Origin of the sequence: Methylocella sp. (genome assembly GCF_041905455.1) — a bacterium.
GTDB lineage: Bacteria > Pseudomonadota > Alphaproteobacteria > Rhizobiales > Beijerinckiaceae > Methylocapsa.
The window spans coordinates 1-19,171 of the sequence record NZ_JAYRLA010000021.1 but is presented as its reverse complement, the minus strand read 5'-3'; the positions used below and the strand labels follow the sequence as shown (position 1 = coordinate 19,171).

Annotated in this window: 16 protein-coding genes; 14 read left to right on the top strand and 2 right to left on the bottom strand. The window is 69.7% G+C overall.

Annotated features, from left to right (window positions below):
* Positions 1–10: 10 nt before the first annotated feature.
* Positions 11–1,258 (top strand): TIGR03862 family flavoprotein, encoded by a 1,248-nt coding sequence (locus ACE3OG_RS14600; RefSeq protein ID WP_374309920.1) that lies wholly within the window; start codon positions 11–13, stop codon positions 1,256–1,258.
* A gap of 14 nt (positions 1,259–1,272) precedes the next feature.
* Here ACE3OG_RS14600 and ACE3OG_RS14595 read toward each other — a convergent pair whose 3' ends face one another.
* The gene (locus ACE3OG_RS14595; RefSeq protein WP_374309918.1) at positions 1,273–2,133 is read right to left on the bottom strand and encodes a prephenate dehydratase; all 861 of its coding nucleotides are present in this window, start codon (positions 2,131–2,133) and stop codon (positions 1,273–1,275) included.
* Between the two features lie 212 nt (positions 2,134–2,345).
* On the opposite strand from ACE3OG_RS14595, the gene ACE3OG_RS14590 reads away from it, so the two are divergent.
* The 10 genes from ACE3OG_RS14590 (at position 2,346) to rpsT (ending at position 15,587) form a co-directional block, all read left to right on the top strand.
* Positions 2,346–2,888: a cytochrome c family protein gene (locus ACE3OG_RS14590; protein ID WP_374309916.1), complete on the top strand. Its 543-nt coding sequence runs from the start codon at positions 2,346–2,348 to the stop codon at positions 2,886–2,888.
* A 178-nt stretch (positions 2,889–3,066) separates the two neighbouring features.
* Positions 3,067–4,998 carry an extracellular solute-binding protein gene (locus ACE3OG_RS14585; RefSeq protein WP_374309914.1) on the top strand — a complete coding sequence of 644 codons (1,932 nt, stop codon included), beginning with the start codon at positions 3,067–3,069 and terminating at the stop codon, positions 4,996–4,998.
* 6 nt (positions 4,999–5,004) lie between these two features.
* Complete coding sequence (locus ACE3OG_RS14580; RefSeq protein WP_374309912.1) at positions 5,005–6,099, top strand: microcin C ABC transporter permease YejB; 1,095 nt, start codon at positions 5,005–5,007, stop codon at positions 6,097–6,099.
* Positions 6,099–7,259, top strand: coding sequence for an ABC transporter permease (locus tag ACE3OG_RS14575; protein ID WP_374309910.1), 1,161 nt, complete (start codon positions 6,099–6,101; stop codon positions 7,257–7,259). Before ACE3OG_RS14580 ends, ACE3OG_RS14575 begins: the two co-directional genes overlap by 1 nt.
* A 71-nt stretch (positions 7,260–7,330) precedes the next feature.
* Positions 7,331–7,714 (top strand): hypothetical protein, encoded by a 384-nt coding sequence (locus tag ACE3OG_RS14570; RefSeq protein ID WP_374309908.1) that lies wholly within the window; start codon positions 7,331–7,333, stop codon positions 7,712–7,714.
* Positions 7,715–7,740: 26 nt separating this feature from the next.
* Entirely contained in the window at positions 7,741–8,376 is a 636-nt protein-coding gene (locus ACE3OG_RS14565) for a hypothetical protein (RefSeq protein ID WP_374309906.1), read from the top strand.
* 7 nt (positions 8,377–8,383) lie between these two features.
* The gene (locus ACE3OG_RS14560; protein WP_374309904.1) at positions 8,384–10,024 is read left to right on the top strand and encodes an ABC transporter ATP-binding protein; all 1,641 of its coding nucleotides are present in this window, start codon (positions 8,384–8,386) and stop codon (positions 10,022–10,024) included.
* 186 nt (positions 10,025–10,210) lie between these two features.
* The gene (locus ACE3OG_RS14555; protein ID WP_374309902.1) at positions 10,211–11,773 is read left to right on the top strand and encodes a trehalose-6-phosphate synthase; all 1,563 of its coding nucleotides are present in this window, start codon (positions 10,211–10,213) and stop codon (positions 11,771–11,773) included.
* Between the two features lie 173 nt (positions 11,774–11,946).
* Positions 11,947–15,210 (top strand): maltose alpha-D-glucosyltransferase, encoded by a 3,264-nt coding sequence (gene treS / locus ACE3OG_RS14550; protein ID WP_374309899.1) that lies wholly within the window; start codon positions 11,947–11,949, stop codon positions 15,208–15,210.
* Between the two features lie 110 nt (positions 15,211–15,320).
* Complete coding sequence (gene rpsT / locus ACE3OG_RS14545) at positions 15,321–15,587, top strand: 30S ribosomal protein S20 (RefSeq protein ID WP_374309897.1); 267 nt, start codon at positions 15,321–15,323, stop codon at positions 15,585–15,587.
* A gap of 384 nt (positions 15,588–15,971) precedes the next feature.
* Here the strand turns inward: rpsT and ACE3OG_RS14540 are convergent, their stop codons facing one another.
* Positions 15,972–16,118: a hypothetical protein gene (locus ACE3OG_RS14540; protein ID WP_374309895.1), complete on the bottom strand. Its 147-nt coding sequence runs from the start codon at positions 16,116–16,118 to the stop codon at positions 15,972–15,974.
* Positions 16,119–16,421: 303 nt separating this feature from the next.
* Between ACE3OG_RS14540 and dnaA the strand changes: the two genes are divergently transcribed.
* Genes dnaA through ruvA form a run of 3 tightly spaced genes read left to right on the top strand, consistent with a single transcriptional unit; the run spans position 16,422 to position 19,049 of the window.
* Positions 16,422–17,876: a chromosomal replication initiator protein DnaA gene (gene dnaA / locus ACE3OG_RS14535; protein WP_374309893.1), complete on the top strand. Its 1,455-nt coding sequence runs from the start codon at positions 16,422–16,424 to the stop codon at positions 17,874–17,876.
* A gap of 23 nt (positions 17,877–17,899) precedes the next feature.
* Positions 17,900–18,421 (top strand): crossover junction endodeoxyribonuclease RuvC, encoded by a 522-nt coding sequence (ruvC, locus tag ACE3OG_RS14530; protein WP_374309891.1) that lies wholly within the window; start codon positions 17,900–17,902, stop codon positions 18,419–18,421.
* 7 nt (positions 18,422–18,428) lie between these two features.
* A complete protein-coding gene (gene ruvA, locus ACE3OG_RS14525) occupies positions 18,429–19,049 on the top strand; it encodes a Holliday junction branch migration protein RuvA (RefSeq protein ID WP_374309889.1) in 621 nt (206 codons plus the stop codon).
* Positions 19,050–19,171 lie beyond the last annotated feature (122 nt).

Here is a 19,171-nt window from a genome sequence, read left to right as displayed (position 1 = left end):
CTGGCTCCCGATGGCCGTCGCCTCCCGTCAGCCTCACGTCGCCGTCATCGGCGCCGGCCCCGCCGGTCTGATGGCCGCCGAGGCGGCGGCGACGCGCGGGGCGCGCGTCACCGTCCACGACCGCATGGCCGCGCCCGGCCGCAAGTTCCTGCTCGCCGGCCGCGGCGGCCTCAACCTCACCCACAGCGAGGATTTCGAGATCCTGCTCGCGCGCTACGGCGCGGCGCGCGAGCGCCTGCGCGCGGCGCTCGAGGCCTTCCCGCCGACCGCGCTGCGGCGATGGAGCGAGGAGCTCGGGCAGCCGACCTTCGTCGGCACGAGCGGACGCGTCTTTCCCTCGGCCTTCAAGGCCTCGCCGCTGCTGCGCGCGTGGCGAAGACGCCTCGACGCGCAGGGCGTCGTCCTGCGCGGACGCGAGTTCTGGCGCGGCTTCGACGACGGCGCGCTGCTGTTCGAGGGGCCGCAGGGCGCGGCGCGCGTCGCCGTCGACGCCGTCGTGCTGGCGCTCGGCGGGGCGAGCTGGCCGCGGCTCGGATCGGACGGGGGATGGCTCGCGCCGCTGCGCGAGGCGGGAATCGAGACGCGGCCGCTGCGGCCCGCCAATTGCGGCTTCCTCGTCGACTGGTCCGCGCATTTCCGCGACCTGTTCGAGGGCGAGCCGCTGAAGGGCGTCGCCGTCATGTTCGAGGGCGCAGCCGCGCGCGGCGACGTCGTGGTGACCCGCGCCGGGCTCGAAGGCGGGGCGCTCTACGCGCTTTCGGCGCCGCTGCGCGAGGCCGTCGCGGCGAACGGTTTCGCCATGCTCGAGATCGCGCTGAAGCCCGATGCGGCGCAGGAGGAGCTGACGCGCCGCATCGCGTCCCGCGACCGCAAGCAATCCTTCGGCGCCTTCGCGCGCAAGAGCCTGCGGCTTTCCCCCGTCGCCGCCGGCCTCCTGCAGGAGGCCGCGCGCAGACAGGGCGGCGCGCCCCTCGGCGAGCGCGACGCCGCCTATCTCGCGCGCCTCGTCAACGCGGTCCCGGTGCGCCTGTCGGGCGCCGCGCCGCTCGAGCGGGCGATCTCGACCGCCGGCGGCGTCGCTTTCGAGGAGGTCGACGACGCCTTCATGCTGCGAAAGCTTCCGGGCGTGTTCGTCGCCGGCGAGATGCTCGACTGGGAGGCGCCGACCGGAGGCTATCTTTTGCAGGCCTGCTTCGCCACCGGCGCCGTCGCCGGCCGCGGCGCCGCCGCGTGGGCCGGCGCCGCGGCGCGCGGCTGAGCCGGGACGCCTCGTCAGGCCGCGGCGGATCCGGCCGCCTCGCGCCGGTAGGGATCGGCCGGGTAGACGCCCAGAATTTTCACCTCGGAGCAGAAGAAGGCGAGCTCCTCCAGCGCGCGGGCGAGCGCGGGATCCTCGGGGTGGCCGTCGACGTCGGCGAGGAACTGCGTCGCCGCGAACGCCCCGCCGATCATGTAGCTCTCGAGCTTGCTCATGTTGACGCCGTTGGTGGCGAAGCCGCCGAGCGCCTTGTACAGCGCCGCCGGCACGTTGCGCACGCGGAACACGAAGGTCGTGATGGTCGGGCCGTTTCCTGGAGGAGGGTGGGCCGGCTCTCGCGCGAGAATGACGAAGCGCGTCGTGTTGCCGGGCTCGTCGCCGGCGTCGCGGGCGAGGACGTCGAGCCCGTAGATCTCCCCGGCGCGGGCGGTGGCGAGCGCCGCCCTGTCCCGCAGGCCCCACTCGGCGACCTCGCGCGCCGCGCCGGCCGTGTCGGCGGCGACGTGAGCGGCCGCCCGCAGCCCGCGGATGAGCTTGCGGCACTGCCCCAGGGCGTGGACGTGGCTGTAAATCGCGCGCACGTCCTCGAGCCGCGCGCCCCTGACGCCGAGGAGATGGAAGCGGATCGGCAGGAAATGCTCGCCGACGATATGCAGGTTGGCGGAGGGCAGGAGATGGTGGATGTCGGCGACGCGCCCGGCGATCGAGTTCTCGATCGGGATCATGCCGAGCTCGGCGCGTCCGTCGCCGATCGCCCCGAGCGCGTCCTCGAAGGTGTCGCAGGGCAGGCGCGCATGGCCGGGGAAGCGCTCCTCGCAGGCCATCTCGGAATTGGCGCCGGGCTCGCCCTGATAGGCGATGGTCTTGGCTGACATCGACAAAGGTTTCCTCACGCTTTCGCGGCCCGCTCTATGGCACGGCGAGCGCCGCTCGGGAAGGCGCGGGCGGGCGGCGCGATTTGCGAAGGCGCGCCGCTTCGCAAATCCTGTTGTGGGAAGCCCCGACGAGCGGATAACCTGCGCGCCGGTCAAGCTCGGACGCGATCCCCAGATCGGTCAAGACAGGCAAATTACGGGAGAAGACGCCTTTGTTCACCTTCGAAGCCAACAAGATCGCGGGCGCAGTCCTTGGCTCGCTGCTGCTCGCCATGGGCCTTGGCGTCATCGGCCAGATGATTTTCTCGCACTCGCATCTCAAGACTCCGGGCTACGCTCTCCCCGTCCCGGTCGAGACGGCGGCGCATGAAGGCGGCGAGGCGCCGGCCGCGGCCGCGCCGCTGCCCGAGCGGCTGGCGAAGTCGGATCCGGCCAAGGGGCAGGGCCTGACCAAGGCCTGCCAGGCTTGCCACAGCTTCGAGAAGGGCGGCGCCGCCAAGGCGGGCCCGCCGCTCTTTGGCGTCGTCGACCGGGCGAAGGGCTCGATCGCCGGCTTCGGCTATTCGGACGGCATGAAGGCCAAGGGCGGCGAGTGGACCTTCGACGACCTCGACCACTTCATCGCCTCGCCCAAGACTTTCGTCGCCGGCACCAAGATGTCCTTCGCCGGCGAGCCTGATCCGCAGAAGCGCGCGGACATCATCAATTATCTCCACACCTTGTCCGACAGCCCCGTCCCGCTGCCGGCGAAATAGGAGCCGTCGCGGGCGCTCCGCGCGCTTCGCGTTAAATTCTCTCCACGACACGCGCTTTTTACCCTCGGGCAGGCGGGCGCGGCGCATCCTTGCGCGCCCCGCCGCGCCCGCGGCGGGGGGTTTCCATTCGCGCGCGGTCTGCTTAGGCTCCCTGCGCCGCCTGAACGAGGGACGCTCCTTGCCTTTCTCCCTGCCCTTCACGCGTCGCCTGCTCTTGCGCCGGGCGGCGCTCGCCCCGGCCGCGCTCGGCCTCGCCGCGCCGCAGCTCGCGGGCTTCGACGCTTTCGCCGACGCGGGCGCGGATGCCGCGCCGAAGGGGAGAGCGCCCGACGCGGAGCGCGAGACGCATGGGCTCTCGATCTTCGGCGACCTCGCCCTGCCGCCGGACTTTCCGCATTTCGCCTACGTCGATCCGAACGCTCCCAAGGGCGGCGAGATCTCGCTGCAGGTCAGCTCGACGTCCGGCAACCAGAACTTCACGACCTTCAACACGCTGAACATCTTCATCCTGAAGGGCGACGGCGCGGCCGGCATGGGCCTCGTCTTCGACACGCTGATGACCGGCAACGCCGACGAGCCGGATTCGCTCTACGGCCTCGTCGCGCGCGCCGTGCGCGTCTCGCCCGACCGCTCGACCTACCGCTTCCTCCTGCGCAGGGAGGCGCGCTTCCACGACGGCTCGCCCTTGAGCGCGCAGGACGTCGCCTTCTCGCTCAACATCCTGAAGGACAAGGGCCATCCTTCGATCCGCCAGGCGCTGCGCGACCTCGACGCCGCCGAGGCGGAGGCCGACGACGTGGTGATGGTCAGGCTCAAGGCGCAGAGGAGCCGCGAGGCGCCGCTCATCGTCGCCGGCCAGCCGATCTTCTCGAAAGCCTATTATGCGGCGCATGAGTTCGACCAGACGACGCTCGAGCCTCCGCTGGGGTCGGGCGCCTACAAGGTCGGCCGCTTCGATCAGGGCCGCTATATTGTCTTCGAGCGCGTCCCCGACTATTGGGGCGCGAGCCTGCCGGTGAACGTCGGCCAGTCCAATTTCGACCGCGTGCGCTTCGAATATTTCGCCGACCGCAAGGTCGCCTTCGAGGGCTTCAAGGCCGGGACCTTCACCTTCCGCGAGGAGTTCACCTCGGCCGTCTGGGCGACCGGCTATGATTTCGCCGCCGTCAAGGACGGGCGCGTCAGGCGCGAGAGCCTGCCCGACGAGTCGCCGATGGGCACGCAGGGCTGGTTCTTCAACATGCGCCGCGACAAGTTCAAGGACGAGCGCGTGCGCGAGGGGCTCGGCCTCGCCTTCGACTTCGAATGGACCAACCGCAACATCATGTATGGGGTCTATTCGCGCACCGTCTCCTTCTTCCAGAACTCGCCCTTCGCCGCCTCGGGGCTTCCCTCGCCGCAGGAGCTCGCGCTGCTCGAGCCCTTTCGCGCCGAGCTCGATCCGAAGGTGTTCGGCGAGGCGGCGACGCCGCCCGTCTCCGACGGCTCCGGGCAGGACCGCGCCCTGCTGCGCCAGGCCAACGAGCTGTTCACGGCGGCGGGCTGCAAGCGCCAGGGCGCGAGCCTGCTGCTGCCGGACGGCAAGCCCTTCGAGATCGAGTTCCTCGACTTCGACGGCGCGCTCGAGCCGCACACCGCGCCCTTCATCAAGAACCTGCGCCTGCTCGGGATCGAGGCGCGCTACCGCATCGTCGACGCCGCCCAGTACAAGCGCCGGCTCGACGATTTCGACTTCGACGTCGTGACCTCGCGCTTCGGCCTTGGCCTTGCGCCGGGCGAGGGGATGCGCGCGACCTTCGGCTCGCAGAGCGCCGACCTGCCCGGCTCGCGCAACATCTCGGGGATCAGGAGCAAGGTCGTCGACGCGCTGATCGAGAAGGCGCTCGTGGTCGAGACGCGCGAGGAGCTCGTCGAAATCTGCCGCGCCATCGACCGCATCCTGCGCGCCATGCATCCATGGGTCCCGATGTGGAACAAGCCGAACCATCTCGTCGCCTTCTGGGACGTGTTCGGCCGGCCGGAGCGCGGCCCGCGCTACGAGATGGGCGTCGTGAACAACTGGTGGATCGACGCCGGCAAGGCGGCGGCCATGAAATTCCCCGGCCGGTGACGCGCGATGCTGGCCTATGTCGCGCGCCGCGTCCTGCTCATGATTCCGACCCTTTTCGGGATCCTGCTCATCTCCTTCGTCATCGTGCAGTTCGCTCCGGGCGGCCCGGTCGAGCGCATCCTCGCGCAATTGCAGGGGCTCGACGCCGGGGCGACGGCGAATTTCGGCGGGGGAGGGGGCGCCGCCGAGAGCGCCGCGGCGGCTGGGGATTTTTCGGCGAAATACCGCGGCGCGCAGGGGCTCGACCCGAAATTCATCGCCGAGCTCGAAAAGCAGTTCGGCTTCGACAAGCCGGCCTATGAGCGCTTCTTCATGATGCTGAAGAACTACGCGCTGTTCGATTTCGGCCGCTCCTACTTTCGCGACGCGCCGGTCATCGACCTCATCAAGGAGAAGCTGCCGGTCTCGATCTCGCTCGGCCTGTGGATGACGCTGATGTCCTACGCCATCTCGATCCCGCTCGGGGTGCGCAAGGCGGTGTCGGACGGCTCCCGCTTCGACGTGTGGACTTCGGCGCTGGTCATCGTCGGCTACGCCATCCCGGGCTTCCTGTTCGCCATCCTCTTGATCGTGCTGTTCGCCGGCGGCTCGTTCTGGCAGATCTTTCCGCTGCGCGGCCTGACCTCCGAAAATTTCGACCAGCTCTCGCTCGTCGGCAAGGTCAGGGACTATTTCTGGCACATCACCCTGCCGGTCGCCGCGCTGACGCTCGGCGCCTTCGCCACCCAGACCTTCCTCACCAAGAACTCGTTCCTCGACGAGATACGCAAGCAATATGTGCTGACGGCGCGCATGAAGGGCCTCACCGAGCGGCGCGTGCTCTACGGCCACGTCTTCCGCAACGCCATGATGATCGTCGTCGCCGGCTTTCCGGGCGCCTTCGTCGCCGCCTTCCTCAGCGGCTCGCTGCTCATCGAGACGATCTTCTCGCTCGACGGGCTCGGGCTTCTCTCCTTCGAGTCGATCGTCAACCGCGACTATCCGGTGGTGTTCGCCAACCTCTACATCATGGCGCTGATCGGCCTGTTCGTGAACCTCGCCTCGGACCTCACCTATATGTGGATCGATCCGCGCATCGATTTCTCGACGCGGGAGGCGTGATGGACGCGCCGGTCCTCGAAGCGCAGGCGACGGCGCCGGTCGTGCGGGAGGCCAAGCGCGGCCTCTCGCCGATCAACCGGCGCCGCCTCGCCCTGTTCAGGGCGCACCGGCGCGGCTACTGGTCGTTCTGGATCTTCATGACCCTGTTCGTCCTGTCGCTGTTCGCCGAAGTCATCGCCAACGACCGGCCGATCTTCGTGATGTACAAGGGCGAAGCCCTGTTCCCGATCCTGCGCGACTATCCGGAGGAGAAGTTCGGCGGCTTCCTGGCGCGCACCGACTATCGCGACGAGACCATCGCGAGCGAGATCAAGGCCAACGGCTTCATCGTCTGGCCGCCGATCCGCTTCTCCTACCGCACCATCAACCGGCAATTGCCGACGCCCGCGCCCTCGCCGCCGACCTGGATGCTGAGCAAGGCGCAGTGCCTCGCCGCCTCGAAGCGCTTCAGCAAGACCGATCCCGACGGCGGCTGCAGGGCGATCGAATGGAACTGGCTCGGCACCGACGACCAGGGCCGCGACGTGCTGGCGAGGCTCATCTACGGCTTCCGGCTGTCGCTGCTGTTCGGGCTGACGCTGTCGGCCGTCTCCTCGATCGTCGGCGTCGCGGCCGGCGCGCTGCAGGGCTATTACGGCGGCTGGACCGACCTCGTCGCGCAGCGTTTCATCGAGGTGTGGTCGTCGCTGCCGCAGCTCTATCTCCTCATCATCATCTCCTCGATCATCACGCCGAGCTTCTTCGTGCTGCTCGGCATCCTGCTCCTGTTCTCCTGGGTGTCGCTCGTCCATGTCGTGCGCGCCGAATGCCTGCGCACGCGCAACTTCGAATATGTCAACGCCGCGCGGGCGCTCGGCCTCTCCGATCCGGCGATCATCCTGAAGCACGTCCTGCCCAACGCCACGGTGGCGACGCTGACTTTCCTGCCCTTCGTGCTGAACGGATCGATCACCACGCTGACGGCGCTCGATTTTCTCGGCTTCGGCCTGCCGCCCGGCTCGCCCTCGCTCGGCGAGCTTCTGCTGCAGGGCAAGTCGAACCTTCAGGCGCCGTGGCTCGGCCTCACCGGCTTCGTCGTCATCGCGCTCATGCTCTCGCTGCTGGTGTTCATCGGCGAGGCGGTGCGCGACGCCTTCGATCCGAGGAAGGCGCTGCGCTAGCGCCGGCCGTTCGCGAGGCGCTTCTGCGTCCGGCGCTTTTGTGCGAAGGTCCTTCCGGGAGGATCGAGGCGATGCCGCTGCGCTCGCAACTGTTCCGCAACGACGCGAGGCTGCGGGGCTGCCTCGCCGAGGATCGCTGGCATGTGACGCAGGGCTGCGCCGGCGATTACGTGCACCGCATCCAGATCGCCCTCATCGAGATCGACGGCGCGCGCATCGCATCCGGCGAACTCGCCGCCAAGCTCTATGGCCCCTCCACCGCCGCCGCGGCGCTCGGCTTCAAGCAGGCGCGCGACATCGTCAACCGCTCCTATCAGTCGCAGGCCGACGACATCGTCGGCAAGATGACGATCGCCGCGCTCGACGACGAAATGCTCGAGCGTGAGCGCGGACGAAAGATCATGGTTTCGGGCTGCGTCTGCTGCTTCCACAAGGACGACGACCGCAACGCCTGAAGGACGATCGCCGGGGAGGGCGGACGATGCCGACGCCATGGACAGCCGCCGTAAAGGCCGCGGGGCGGCTTTCGATTTTCCCGACGCCCAATGTCGCCAAGGGCGCCTGGGGCAAGGTCTTCGCCAAGGCCATGGCGGACGTCAACGCCCTTTCGGCGAAGCATTCGCTCGGCGTCGTCTTCGTTCTCGCGACGAGCCCGCCGGACCCGAGCGGCGTCGGCGGCGCCGACGTCCAGTTCGACACGATCAACGGGACGGCCAGCTTCACGGCGTTCAACCAGTCCTTCAGCGACAAGCTGAGCGGCGACGCCATGGAGGGCCACACCAATCTCGTGAAGCAGGTCTTCGGCTCGAACGCGACGGTCGCCAAGGCCTTCACCTATGTGCCGGCGACGCCGAAGATCGGCGGAGCGAAGGGACGCCTGCTCGGCGATCCCGGCAGGCTGGTGATCGCGGCGCATGAGCTGATCCACGCCCTCGGACTCGACAATTCGGACCATAGCTCCCTCTCCAGCGCCGATCTCTTCAGCAGCCCGATGGAGGCGCAGCAGGGGACGGCGCCGGCCGCGGACACATTGCATCCGTGGGGGTTGACGGCGCCGGTCATGCCGCCCATCGTCCTCGCCGGCCCAACGATCACGCTGATCCAGAACAACTGGTGAGCCTTTATTGCCGGAACGCCCCACGGCCGACGTCCCGCTCCTCGACGTTCAGGACCTCTCCGTCGCCTTCCGCTCCGGCGACGCGCTGACGAGCGCCGTCGGCGGCGTCTCCTTTTCGCTGGCGCGCGGGCGCGCCCTCGCGCTCGTCGGCGAATCGGGCTCGGGCAAATCCGTGACCGCGCTCTCGCTCGTGCGCCTGCTGCCGCAGGGGGCGCAGATCGCGGGACGCGCGCTGTTCGACGGCGAGGACCTGCTGAGCCTGCCCGCGCCGCGCCTTCGCGCGATCCGCGGCGCGCGGATCACCATGGTCTTCCAGGAGCCGATGACCTCGCTCAATCCGCTGCATACGATCGAGCGGCAGATCGGCGAGATCCTCGAGCTGCACGGCGCGCGCGGGGCGGACAGGATCCGCGCCCGCGTCGTCGAGCTGCTCGAGGAGGTCGGCATCCCCGACCCGGCCGAGCGGCTCTCCTCCTATCCGCACCAGCTCTCCGGCGGCCAGCGCCAGCGCGTCATGATCGCCATGGCGCTGGCGAACCGGCCTGACCTGCTCATCGCCGACGAGCCGACGACCGCCCTCGACGTGACCGTGCAGGCGCAGATCCTCGAGCTTCTGAAAAGCCTTCAGGCCCGCCACGGCATGGCGATGCTGTTCATCACCCACGACCTCAACATCGTGCGCAGGATCGCCGACGACGTCGCGGTGATGCGCAAGGGCGCGATCGTCGAGGCGGGGCCGGTCGGCGAGGTGTTCGCCCATCCGCGCGACGCCTACACGAAGGCGCTGCTCTCCGCAGAGCCCAGGGGGGCGCCGCCGCCGTTCGACCCCGAGGCGCGGCCGATCCTCGAGGCGCGGGACGTCAGGGTGTGGTTCCCGATCCGGCGCGGCTTCTTCCGCCGCACGGTCGGCCATGTGAAGGCGGTCGACGGGGTGAGCGTCGCCATCCGCGAGGGACAGACGGTCGGCGTCGTCGGCGAGTCGGGGTCGGGCAAGACGACGCTCGGCCTCGCGCTGCTGCGGCTGATCCGCTCGCAAGGTCCGATCGTGTTCATGGGGAACCGCATCGACGGGCTGCGCCAGAAGGAGCTGCGCCCGCGCCGGCGCGACATGCAGATCGTCTTCCAGGACCCATACGGCTCGCTGTCGCCGCGCCTGCCGATCGTCGACATCGTCGCCGAAGGGCTTTCCGTGCAGAGAAGACGTCTTTCCTACGAGGAGAAGCGCGAGATCGTCGCCCGCGCGCTCGAGGCCGCCGGCCTCGATCCGGCGGCGATGGACCGCTATCCGCACGAGTTCTCGGGGGGCCAGCGCCAGCGCGTGGCCATCGCCCGGGCCATGGCGCTCGAGCCCAAATTCGTCGTCCTCGACGAGCCGACGTCGGCCCTCGACATGTCCGTGCAGGCGCAGATCGTCGACCTTCTGCGCGATCTGCAGCGGGAGCGCGGCCTCGCCTATATGTTCATCAGCCACGACCTGCGCGTGGTGCGCGCGCTCTCGACCGAGATCATGGTGATGCGCGCCGGCCGGCTCGTCGAGCAGGGGCCCGCCGCGCGCCTGCTCGCCGACCCGCAAAGCGACTACACGCGGGCCCTGTTCGCCGCCGCCTTCGACATGAAGGCTGAGGCCGGCGCCGAGCTCGCCACGTAAGGCCAGCCAAAACCTCACTTTGTCGCGAGGACGCCGCGCCGCGGCCGCCGGCGAGCCAAAGCTTCGCCATGTTCAGCGCCAAGATTTGGCGGCGACAGGGAGGCGCGTCCCGGACTTCGCAACGATTTCGCCGCTTGGGCGTTTGACGAGGCAAGGATCAGGCCAGAAGAGGAGACAAGCCCGACCATGGTTAACCTCGACCTTCTCTACAAGCCGGTCTTCGCCAGGGCCGGCGAGTCTGTCGGCAGGTTGATCGTCGCGTCGAACAGGGTTCCGGCTCCCTCCAACGGCGCGCCCGCCGCGGGCGGCCTCGCGGTCGCGCTCCAGTCGGCGCTGCACGTTCGGGGCGGCGTCTGGTTCGGCTGGTCGGGCAAGACCGCGGCCGACGCCGAATCGCGCGAGACGCAGAAGAGGACGCAGGGGCCGATCACCTTCGCCGTCAGCGACCTCACGCGGCGCGACGTCGAGGACTATTACCACGGCTTCGCCAACCGCGTGCTCTGGCCGATCTGCCATTACCGGCTCGACCTCGCCCATATGAGCGAGCGGCACGCCGAGGGCTATTTCCGCGTCAACGAATTCTTCGCGCGCCGCCTCATGAAGCTGCTGCGCCCCGACGACATCGTCTGGGTGCATGACTATCACATGATCCCGCTGGCGGACGAGCTGCGCAAGCTCGGCGCGAAGAACCGGATCGGCTATTTCCACCACATCCCCTGGCCGGCGCCGGCGACGGCGGCGGCGACGCCGCATTACCGGCGGCTGCTGCGCGCCTTCAGCGCCTATGACGTCGCAGGGTTCCAGACCCGGCCCGACGCCGACAATTTCCGCGACTGCCTGATCGAGGCGGGCGCCGCCCGCGTCCTCGCCGACGGGCGGATCGAGGCCTTCGGACGCGCCTTCGAGGTCGAGGCGTTCCCCATCTCGATCGATCCGGAGGCCTTCGCGCTCGAGGCGAGGCTCGCCGAGCGCAACGCCCTCGTCAAGCGCGTGCGCGCGAGCCTCGAGGGCCGCGACCTCGTCATCGGCGTCGACCGGCTCGACTATTCCAAGGGGATCACGCATCGGCTGGAGGCCTTCGGGGCTTTTCTCGAGGCCTGCCCGGAGGCGGCGAAGGCGCGCGTCACCATGCTGCAGATCACGCCCAAGTCGCGCTCGGAGGTGCCCGAATACGCCCGCATCGAGCGCGAGGTGGCGGAGGCCGTCGGCGCGCTCAACGGCCGCTTCGGCGACCTTGACTGGACGCCGCTGCGCTACATCAACAAGCCGATGGGCCAGTCGGCGCTCGCCGGCCTCTACCGGCTCGCCAGGGTCGGCCTCGTCACGCCGCTGCGCGACGGCATGAACCTCGTCGCCAAGGAATTCGTCGCGGCGCAGTCGCCGGAGGATCCGGGCGTGCTGGTGCTTTCGCAATTCGCCGGCGCCGCGCAGGAGATGAAGGCCGCGCTCATCGTCAACCCCTACGACGTCAAGGCGACCGCGGCGGCGATCGCGCGGGCGGTGGCGATGCCGCTCGAGGAGCGGCGGGAGCGCTGGCGCGAGCTGATGGGCGCGCTGCGCGACAACAGCATCGACCATTGGGCGGCGCGCTGCCTCTCCGCCATCGCCGGCGAGGACGAGGCCGAGGTCGAGAGCTCGTTGCATCCGGCGGGCTCGATCGTCCGCTCCGGGACGATCGCCGACGCCGAGCCGTGGTTCTGCGCGCAGGACCTTGGCTCCGCGCGCCCGAAGCCGGCGCGGCCCAACTGACGCCGGCCGGGTCCCTCAAGGCGACGATTTCTTGATCGCCGCCGTCTTGATTCCGCTCTTTCCTTCGTCCCATCCTCGGCGCCCGGGATCCTTCCCGGGCGCTGCGCCGTTCAAGGCTGCGGGGCGCGGCCGCGCGGCCCGTCCGTCGACGCAATCCCGAAAGAGCGAGCTTCATGATCGACCGCAGCGACGTGCGCTGGTACCGCGACGCCATCATCTACCAGCTTCACGTCAAATCCTTCTTCGACAGCGACAACGACGGCGTCGGCGACTTCGCCGGGCTGACGCAGAAGCTCGACTATGTGAAGGATCTCGGCGCCACCGCCATCTGGCTGATGCCCTTCTATCCGTCGCCGCTGCGCGACGACGGCTACGACATCTCGAACTATCGCGACATCAACGCCGCCTACGGGAGCCTGCGCGACTTCAAGGCCTTCGTGCGCGAGGCGCACCAGCGCGGCCTCAGGGTGATCATCGAGCTCGTCGTCAACCACACCTCGGACCAGCATCCGTGGTTCCAGCGCGCGCGGGCGGCGAAGCCGGGCTCGGCGGCGCGCAACTTCTACGTCTGGTCGGGCACCGACCAGAAGTACAAGGACGTCCCGATCATCTTCTGCGACATCGAGAAGTCGAACTGGAGCTACGACGAAGTCGCCGGCGCCTATTACTGGCACCGCTTCTACGCGCACCAGCCCGACCTCAACTACGACAATCCGAAGGTGATCGAGGCGGTCCTCGACGTGATGCGCTTCTGGCTCGACATGGGCGTCGACGGCCTGCGGCTCGACGCCGTGCCCTATCTCGTCGAGCGCGACGGCACGCCTTGCGAGAACCTGCCCGAGACGCACGCCATCATCAGGAAGATCCGGGCGGCGATCGACGCCGACTATCCCGACCGCATGCTGCTCGCCGAGGCCAACGTCTGGCCGGAGGAGGCGCGCGAATATTTCGGCGACGGCGACGAGTGCCACATGGCGTTCAATTTCCCGCTGATGCCGCGCATCTACATGGCGCTGGCGCAGGAGGACCGCCATCCGATCACCGACATCCTGCGCCAGACGCCCGACCTGCCGGAAGGCGGCCAGTGGGCGATCTTCCTGCGCAACCATGACGAGATGACCCTCGCCATGGTCACCGACAAGGAGCGCGACTACCTCTGGTCGTTCTACGCCGCCGACAAGCGCGCGCGCATCAACCTCGGCATCAGGCGCCGCCTCGCGCCGCTGCTCGAGAAGGACCGCCGCAAGATCGAGCTCCTGAACTCGCTCCTGTTCTCGATGCCGGGCACGCCGGTCGTCTATTACGGCGACGAGATCGGCATGGGCGACAACATCTATCTCGGCGACCGCGACGGCGTGCGCACCCCCATGCAATGGTCGGTCGACCGCAACGGCGGCTTCAGCCGCGCCGACCCGGCGAGGCTGTTCCTGCCGGCGATCCAGGATCCCGTCTACGGCTTCTACGCGGTCAACGTCGAGGCGCAGCTTGCGAGCCCGTCGAGCCTGCTCACCTGGACGCGGCGGATGATCGCCGTGCGCCGTTCGACCGCCGCCTTCGGGCGCGGGACGCTGCGCTTCCTCTATCCCGCCAACCGCAAGACGCTCGCCTATCTGCGCGAGAGCGAGGACGAGCGCATCCTGTGCGTCGTCAACGTCTCGCGCGCGCCGCAGGCGGTCGAGCTCGACCTCTCCGAATTCCGCGGCGCGCAGCCGGTCGAGATGACGGCCGGCTCGGAGTTCCCGCCGATCGGCGAGCTCCCCTACATGCTGACGCTGCCGGCCTACGGCTTCTACTGGTTCCGCCTCGAGCCCCTGCCGCAGGAGCGCGGGCGCCTCGAGAGCCCGCCCGAGCTGTTCACCCTCGTCGCCGTCGGGCCGATCGAGACGATCTTCTCGGGCCGCGAGCTGACCGCCTTCGAGCGGGACGTCGCGCCGCAGTTCCTGCGCTCGCGGCGCTGGTTTCCGGCGGGCCTTGGGCGCTTCACGGTCGCGCTCGCCGACAGCGCCGTCCTCGTCGGCGACGGCGACGGCGAGGAGCGCCGCCATCTCCTCGCCCTGCTCGACGTGAAGGATCAGGCGGGCGAGAGGGCGGCCTATTTCACCCCGCTCGCGGCCGAGCGCGAGGGCGGCGATGGCGCGCCGCCCCCTCTCGCCGCGGCGGCCAAGCTGCGCCGCGGCGCCCAGATGGGCCTGCTCTATGACGCCGAAAGCTGCCCGCCGTTCGCCCGCGCCATGCTCGAGGCGTTCCGGGCCGAAGCGCGGATCGCCACCCGGCGCGGCGGCGAGATCGTCTTTTCGCCGTTCGACGCCGCCGCGCCCGAGCTCGCCGTCGCGGCGCACGAGGTCGAGGAGCTCGCGGCGGCGCGCGGCCATTCGACGCTCGTGCTCGACAAGCAGCTGTCGCTGAAGATCGTCCGCAGGCTCGAGGACGGCGAGCGGCCGGACCTGCGCGTGCGGCGCTTCCTCACTCAGGAGGGGCGCTTCCCCAACACGCCGCGCCTGCTCGGCGTCGCCTGGCGCGTCGGCCCTGACGGGACGCGCCAGGCGCTCGCCTCGCTCGAAACCTTCACGCGTTGCCAGGGCGACGCCTGGACCTGGACGCTCGACGCCCTGAAGCGCATCCTCGAGGCGCACGCCTTCTCGCCCGCGAGCCCCGACGCCGAGGCCTCGCCCGAGACGCCGAGCTTTTCGACCTACATGCCGCACATGCAGCGTCTTGGCCTTCGCACCGCGCAGATGCATCAGGCGCTGGCCAGCCCGACGACGGACGCGGCGCTCGCCGCCGAGCCGCTGACCCAGGACGACCTTCGCGCCGACGTCGGGAGCCTGCGCGCCGCGGCGGAGCGCGTGTTCGACCGATACGAGGAGGCGAGCGGCGACGGCGGCGGATCGGAGGCCGAACGGCTGCTCGACCGCCGCGAGGAGATGTTCGCGCTCCTTGCGGCGCTCGACGCCGCGCCGCCGGTCGGAGCGAGCAAGATCTGCGCGCATGGCGACTACCGGCTCGCCCATGCGCTGGTGGTCAAGGACGACGTCATCATCGTCGGCTTCAGGGGCGGCGCGCCGGGGCCGGGCGGAACGCGCGTCAAGGCCTCGCCGCTGCGCGACGTCGCGACCATGATCGTGTCCTTCGCCAAGGTGGTGGCGGCGGCGGAGCGGGCCGTCGCGACCCTCGTGCCCGACCCGGTCGCCGCGTCCGAACGGCTCGCCGAGAACCTCGTGCAGTTCTCCGAGATCTTCGTCGACTCCTACATGAGCGCCGTGCGCGGCGGCCCCGCCGCCGTGGAGGACAGGGACACGCGCCGCCGGCTCCTGGTCCTGCACATGATCGGCGCGGCCTTCGAGGACGTCGAGGCGCCGGACACGGACGAGGAGAAGCTCGCGACCGCGGCGAAATCGCTCAACGCCATCCTCGACCGCGCGGCGCGCATGATTTAGGCCGACGCGTTGACGCGGCCGCGCCCGGCCTCTATAAGCGCGGCTTCCGATTTGACGCGCCCGGGCCTGCCTGCGGCGTTCGGCGAAGCTCGTCCAGGACCTTTATCAAGATGGCGAACACCCCGTCGGCCAAGAAGGCCGTCCGCAAGATCGCGCGGCGCACCGCCGTGAACAAGTCGCGCCGCAGCCAGATGCGCACCTATGTGCGCAAGGTCGAGGAGGCGATCGCCTCCGGCGACAAGGACGCCGCCTTCAGCGCGCTGCGCGCCGCCGAGCCGCTGGTGATGCGCGCCGCCCAGAAGGGCATCGTCCACAAGAACGCCGCCTCGCGCAAGGTTTCGCGCCTCAGCGCCCGCGTGAGCGCCCTCGGCAAGTAGCCGAATCCGACGTTTCAGCGACGGCCCCGAGCCCGGCGAAAGCCGGGCTTTTCGCGTTCGCGCCGCGCTTGCGTCGATCGCTTGCGTTCGCGTCGTGACGCGTTCCGCACAGTCATTCGCCATGATTCACAACGACTTGTAGACAAAGCGCGCGGCCGCCCGCGGCGCGCGCGGGGGAAGGGGAGTTTTCCCCGTGATTCAGGTCGGGCTTCGGATTCTTTTAAACCGTCTGCGGCATCTTCGCCGCGTCTGCGGCCGAGAGCGTGGAATCAGGCTCTTAGTGACAGTTTTTCGACGTTTTTACGTTTCGCGGCGGCGCTTGCGCCCGCGGCGCGGAAATTTCGGACGGCGGGCGGCTTGCGGCCGGTCCTTCCTATGCTAGAGTCAAATCCGCTCGACGGCGGCGGGGGCCAAGTGCTCGGCCTGTTGTTTCGACTCGCTTTTCGCAAAAACGACAATGAGTCGGCGTAACGACAAGGCGGCCATCTTGTTCCAAAGTCGGCGAACTTTTTCTTCATAATAGGAGCGCATGCTTTTAGTTCGCGCAACTTCGCGCGGGCGCGCGAAGTCCTGCCTCTATAAGTATAGCGCTATAATTTCGCCGGCCGCGGGCGTCCGCGGCGGCGCCGCGAGAGGGGAGAAACAGGTCATGGGTCGACGCAGAGCACAAGAGCCGCAAGGCGCCTCCGGCCCGGCGACCGACCTTGGCGCGCCCTCCGCCACGACGGCGCCTCCCGACCGCCTCTAGACGGCGCACCCCTTTTCCCACCGACCAGCCGTCGCCGCGCCGCGTCGCCGCGGCGCGAAGCGTCCGTATCGCTTAGAAGAAGGCCGATGCTCACTTTGCGCACCTTTCAGGACCATTCCCAAGATCGCGGCGACGGCGAGGCCTGGATGCGCGTCCGACGCCGCCTGAGGGCCGACGTCGGCGAAGACGTCTATTCCTCGTGGTTCGGTCGTCTCGAGCTCGAAACGGTCGAGGACGGCGTCGCGTCGCTGTCGGTGCCGACGCGCTTCCTGAAAAGCTGGATCCAGTCGCATTACGCGGAGAAGCTCCTCGCCGCGCTCGCCGCCGAATTGCCACAGGTGCGCACGCTCGCGCTCGCGGTGCGCTCCTCGAACCGTCCGCAGGGCGCGGCGCCCGAGGCGGAGGAGGAGGCGCGCCCCGCGGCGCCCGCGCAAAAGCCCGCCCCGCGCGCGCCGGAGGCCCCGCGCAAGGCGCAAGCCGAGGCCGAAACCGACATCCTCGCCGGCTCCCCGCTCGATCCGCGGCTGACCTTCTCCACCTTCGCCGCGGGCCGCTCCAACCAGCTCGCGCTCGCCGCCGCCCAGCGCGTCGCCGCCGCGACGCCCGAGGAGCGCCTCACCTACAATCCGCTCTACCTCCACGCCGCGGTCGGCCTCGGCAAGACGCATCTCCTGCAGGCCGCCGCGCATGACGCGCAGTCGCTCGGGCGCCGCGTCGTCTATCTCACCGCCGAGCGCTTCATGTACGGCTTCGTCTCGGCGCTGAAGGCGCAGACGGCGATCGCCTTCAAGGAGAAGCTGCGCGGCATCGACATCCTCGTCATCGACGACATCCAGTTCCTGCAGGGCAAGTCGATCCAGCAGGAGTTCTGCCACACGCTGAACGCGCTGATCGACGCGCATCGGCAGATCGTCATCGCCGCCGACCGGCCGCCGTCCGAGCTCGAAAGCCTCGACGAGCGCGTGCGCTCGCGCCTCGCCGGCGGATTGTGCGTCGAGATCGGCGGCCTCGACGAGGCGCTGCGCGTGCGCATCCTCGAGGGGCGCATCGCCGCGGCGCGGCGCGCCAACCCCGCCTTCGACGTGCCGCAGGACGTGACCGCCTTCGTCGCCAGAACCATCCAGACCAACGGCCGCGACCTCGACGGCGCCGTCAACCGCCTGCTCGCCCACGCCTCGCTCAGCGGCGCGCCGCTCGAGGTCTCGACCGCCGAGCTCGCCATCCGCGACCTCGTGCGCTCGCATGAGCCCAAGCGCGTGCGGATCGAGGACATCCAGAAGCTCGTCGCCAGCCATTTCAACGTCAGCCGCGCCGACATCCTGTCCTCGCGGCGCACGGCCAACGTCGTGCGGCCGCGCCAGATCGCCATGTATCTCGCGAAGTCCCTGACCCTGCGCTCGCTGCCCGAGATCGGCCGGCGCTTCGGCGGGCGCGACCACACGACGGTGCTGCACGCCGTGCGCAAGATCGACGGCCTCGCGTCCAAGGACGCCGCGCTCACCGAGGAGCTCGAGCTCCTGAAGCGCATGCTGATGGAGTGACGCCTTTCTGCTAGGCTGCGCCGATGAGCGCTCCGCCAATCCGCATCCTCGGCGTCGATCCCGGCCTTCGCAACATGGGCTGGGGCGTGATCGAGGCGCAGGGCTCGCGGCTCGCCTTCCTCGCCTGCGGCAGCCTGCGCTCGCGCTCCGACCTCAGCCTCGCCGAGCGGCTGCGGACCCTCCACGAGGGGCTCGCGCGCGTCATCGCGGAGCTGCGCCCGCACGAGGCGGCGGTCGAGGAGACCTTCGTCAACGCCGATCCGCAGTCGGCGCTGAAGCTCGGCCAGGCGCGCGGGGTCGCGCTGCTCGCCCCCGCGCTCGCCGGCCTGCCGGTCGCCGAATACGCCGCCAACCTCATCAAGAAGACGGTGACCGGCAACGGCCACGCCGAGAAGCCGCAGATCGGCCTCATGGTGAAGTTCCTGCTGCCGAGAAGCGACGCCGGCACGCCCGACGCCGCCGACGCGCTCGCCGTCGCGCTGACCCATGCGCGGCTGCGCGCGAGCCGCGCGCTGGCGCAGGCGGCTGCCGCCAGAGCGCGATGAGGCCGCGATGATCGCAAGGCTCAGGGGCCTCATAGACGCCAAGGGCGAGGACCACGTCGTCCTCGACGTGCAGGGCGTCGGCTACCTCGTCCATTGCTCGCCGCGCGTCCTGCAGGCGCTGCCGGGGCGCGGCGAGGCGGCCGCGCTGCATGTCGAGACGCAGATGCGCGAGGACCAGATCCGCCTCTACGGCTTCCTCGGCGAGGCCGAGCGCGACTGGTTCCGCCTGCTGCAGTCGGTGCAGGGGGTGGGCGCGCGCGTCGCGCTCGCCATCGGCGGGGCGCTCGGCGCGGACGAGCTCGCCGCGGCCGTCGCGGCGCAGGACAGGGCGGCGCTTTCGCGCGCGCCGGGCGTCGGCGCCAAGCTCGCCGCCCGCATCGTCGCCGAGCTGAAGGACAGGGCGCCGGCCTCGGGCGCGCCGCTCGCGGGGCTCTCGGAGGCGTCCGGCGCGGGCGCGCCGCAGGGCGGGGCGGCGGCCGACGCGCTCTCGGCGCTGGTCAATCTCGGCTACGCCCGCGCGCAGGCCTCGTCGGCGGTCGCGGCCTCGCTCAAGGCGCTGGGGCCGGAGGCGGGCGCCGGCGAGCTCATCCGGCGCGGGCTGAAGGAGCTCGCGCAGAACCTCTCCTAGGACCAATCGACATTCAGGGTTCATTTTTGCGTTTGGCGCGGAATCAATGGGCTGCGGATTTTTTTGATTCGGAGCGCATCGATGGGCGTGCGACGCTATGAGCTGAACGAGGCTCAGTGGAG

Coding starts and splice junctions, on each gene's coding strand:
- ACE3OG_RS14555 (WP_374309902.1), top strand. CDS start 10,211: ATGGTTAACCTCGACCTTCTCTACAAGCCGGTCTTCGCCAGGGCCGGC.
- rpsT (WP_374309897.1), top strand. CDS start 15,321: ATGGCGAACACCCCGTCGGCCAAGAAGGCCGTCCGCAAGATCGCGCGG.
- ACE3OG_RS14595 (WP_374309918.1), bottom strand. CDS start 2,133: ATGTCAGCCAAGACCATCGCCTATCAGGGCGAGCCCGGCGCCAATTCC.
- dnaA (WP_374309893.1), top strand. CDS start 16,422: ATGCTCACTTTGCGCACCTTTCAGGACCATTCCCAAGATCGCGGCGAC.
- treS (WP_374309899.1), top strand. CDS start 11,947: ATGATCGACCGCAGCGACGTGCGCTGGTACCGCGACGCCATCATCTAC.
- ACE3OG_RS14575 (WP_374309910.1), top strand. CDS start 6,099: ATGGACGCGCCGGTCCTCGAAGCGCAGGCGACGGCGCCGGTCGTGCGG.
- ACE3OG_RS14570 (WP_374309908.1), top strand. CDS start 7,331: ATGCCGCTGCGCTCGCAACTGTTCCGCAACGACGCGAGGCTGCGGGGC.
- ruvC (WP_374309891.1), top strand. CDS start 17,900: ATGAGCGCTCCGCCAATCCGCATCCTCGGCGTCGATCCCGGCCTTCGC.
- ACE3OG_RS14580 (WP_374309912.1), top strand. CDS start 5,005: ATGCTGGCCTATGTCGCGCGCCGCGTCCTGCTCATGATTCCGACCCTT.
- ACE3OG_RS14565 (WP_374309906.1), top strand. CDS start 7,741: ATGCCGACGCCATGGACAGCCGCCGTAAAGGCCGCGGGGCGGCTTTCG.
- ACE3OG_RS14600 (WP_374309920.1), top strand. CDS start 11: ATGGCCGTCGCCTCCCGTCAGCCTCACGTCGCCGTCATCGGCGCCGGC.
- ruvA (WP_374309889.1), top strand. CDS start 18,429: ATGATCGCAAGGCTCAGGGGCCTCATAGACGCCAAGGGCGAGGACCAC.
- ACE3OG_RS14540 (WP_374309895.1), bottom strand. CDS start 16,118: ATGCGCTCCTATTATGAAGAAAAAGTTCGCCGACTTTGGAACAAGATG.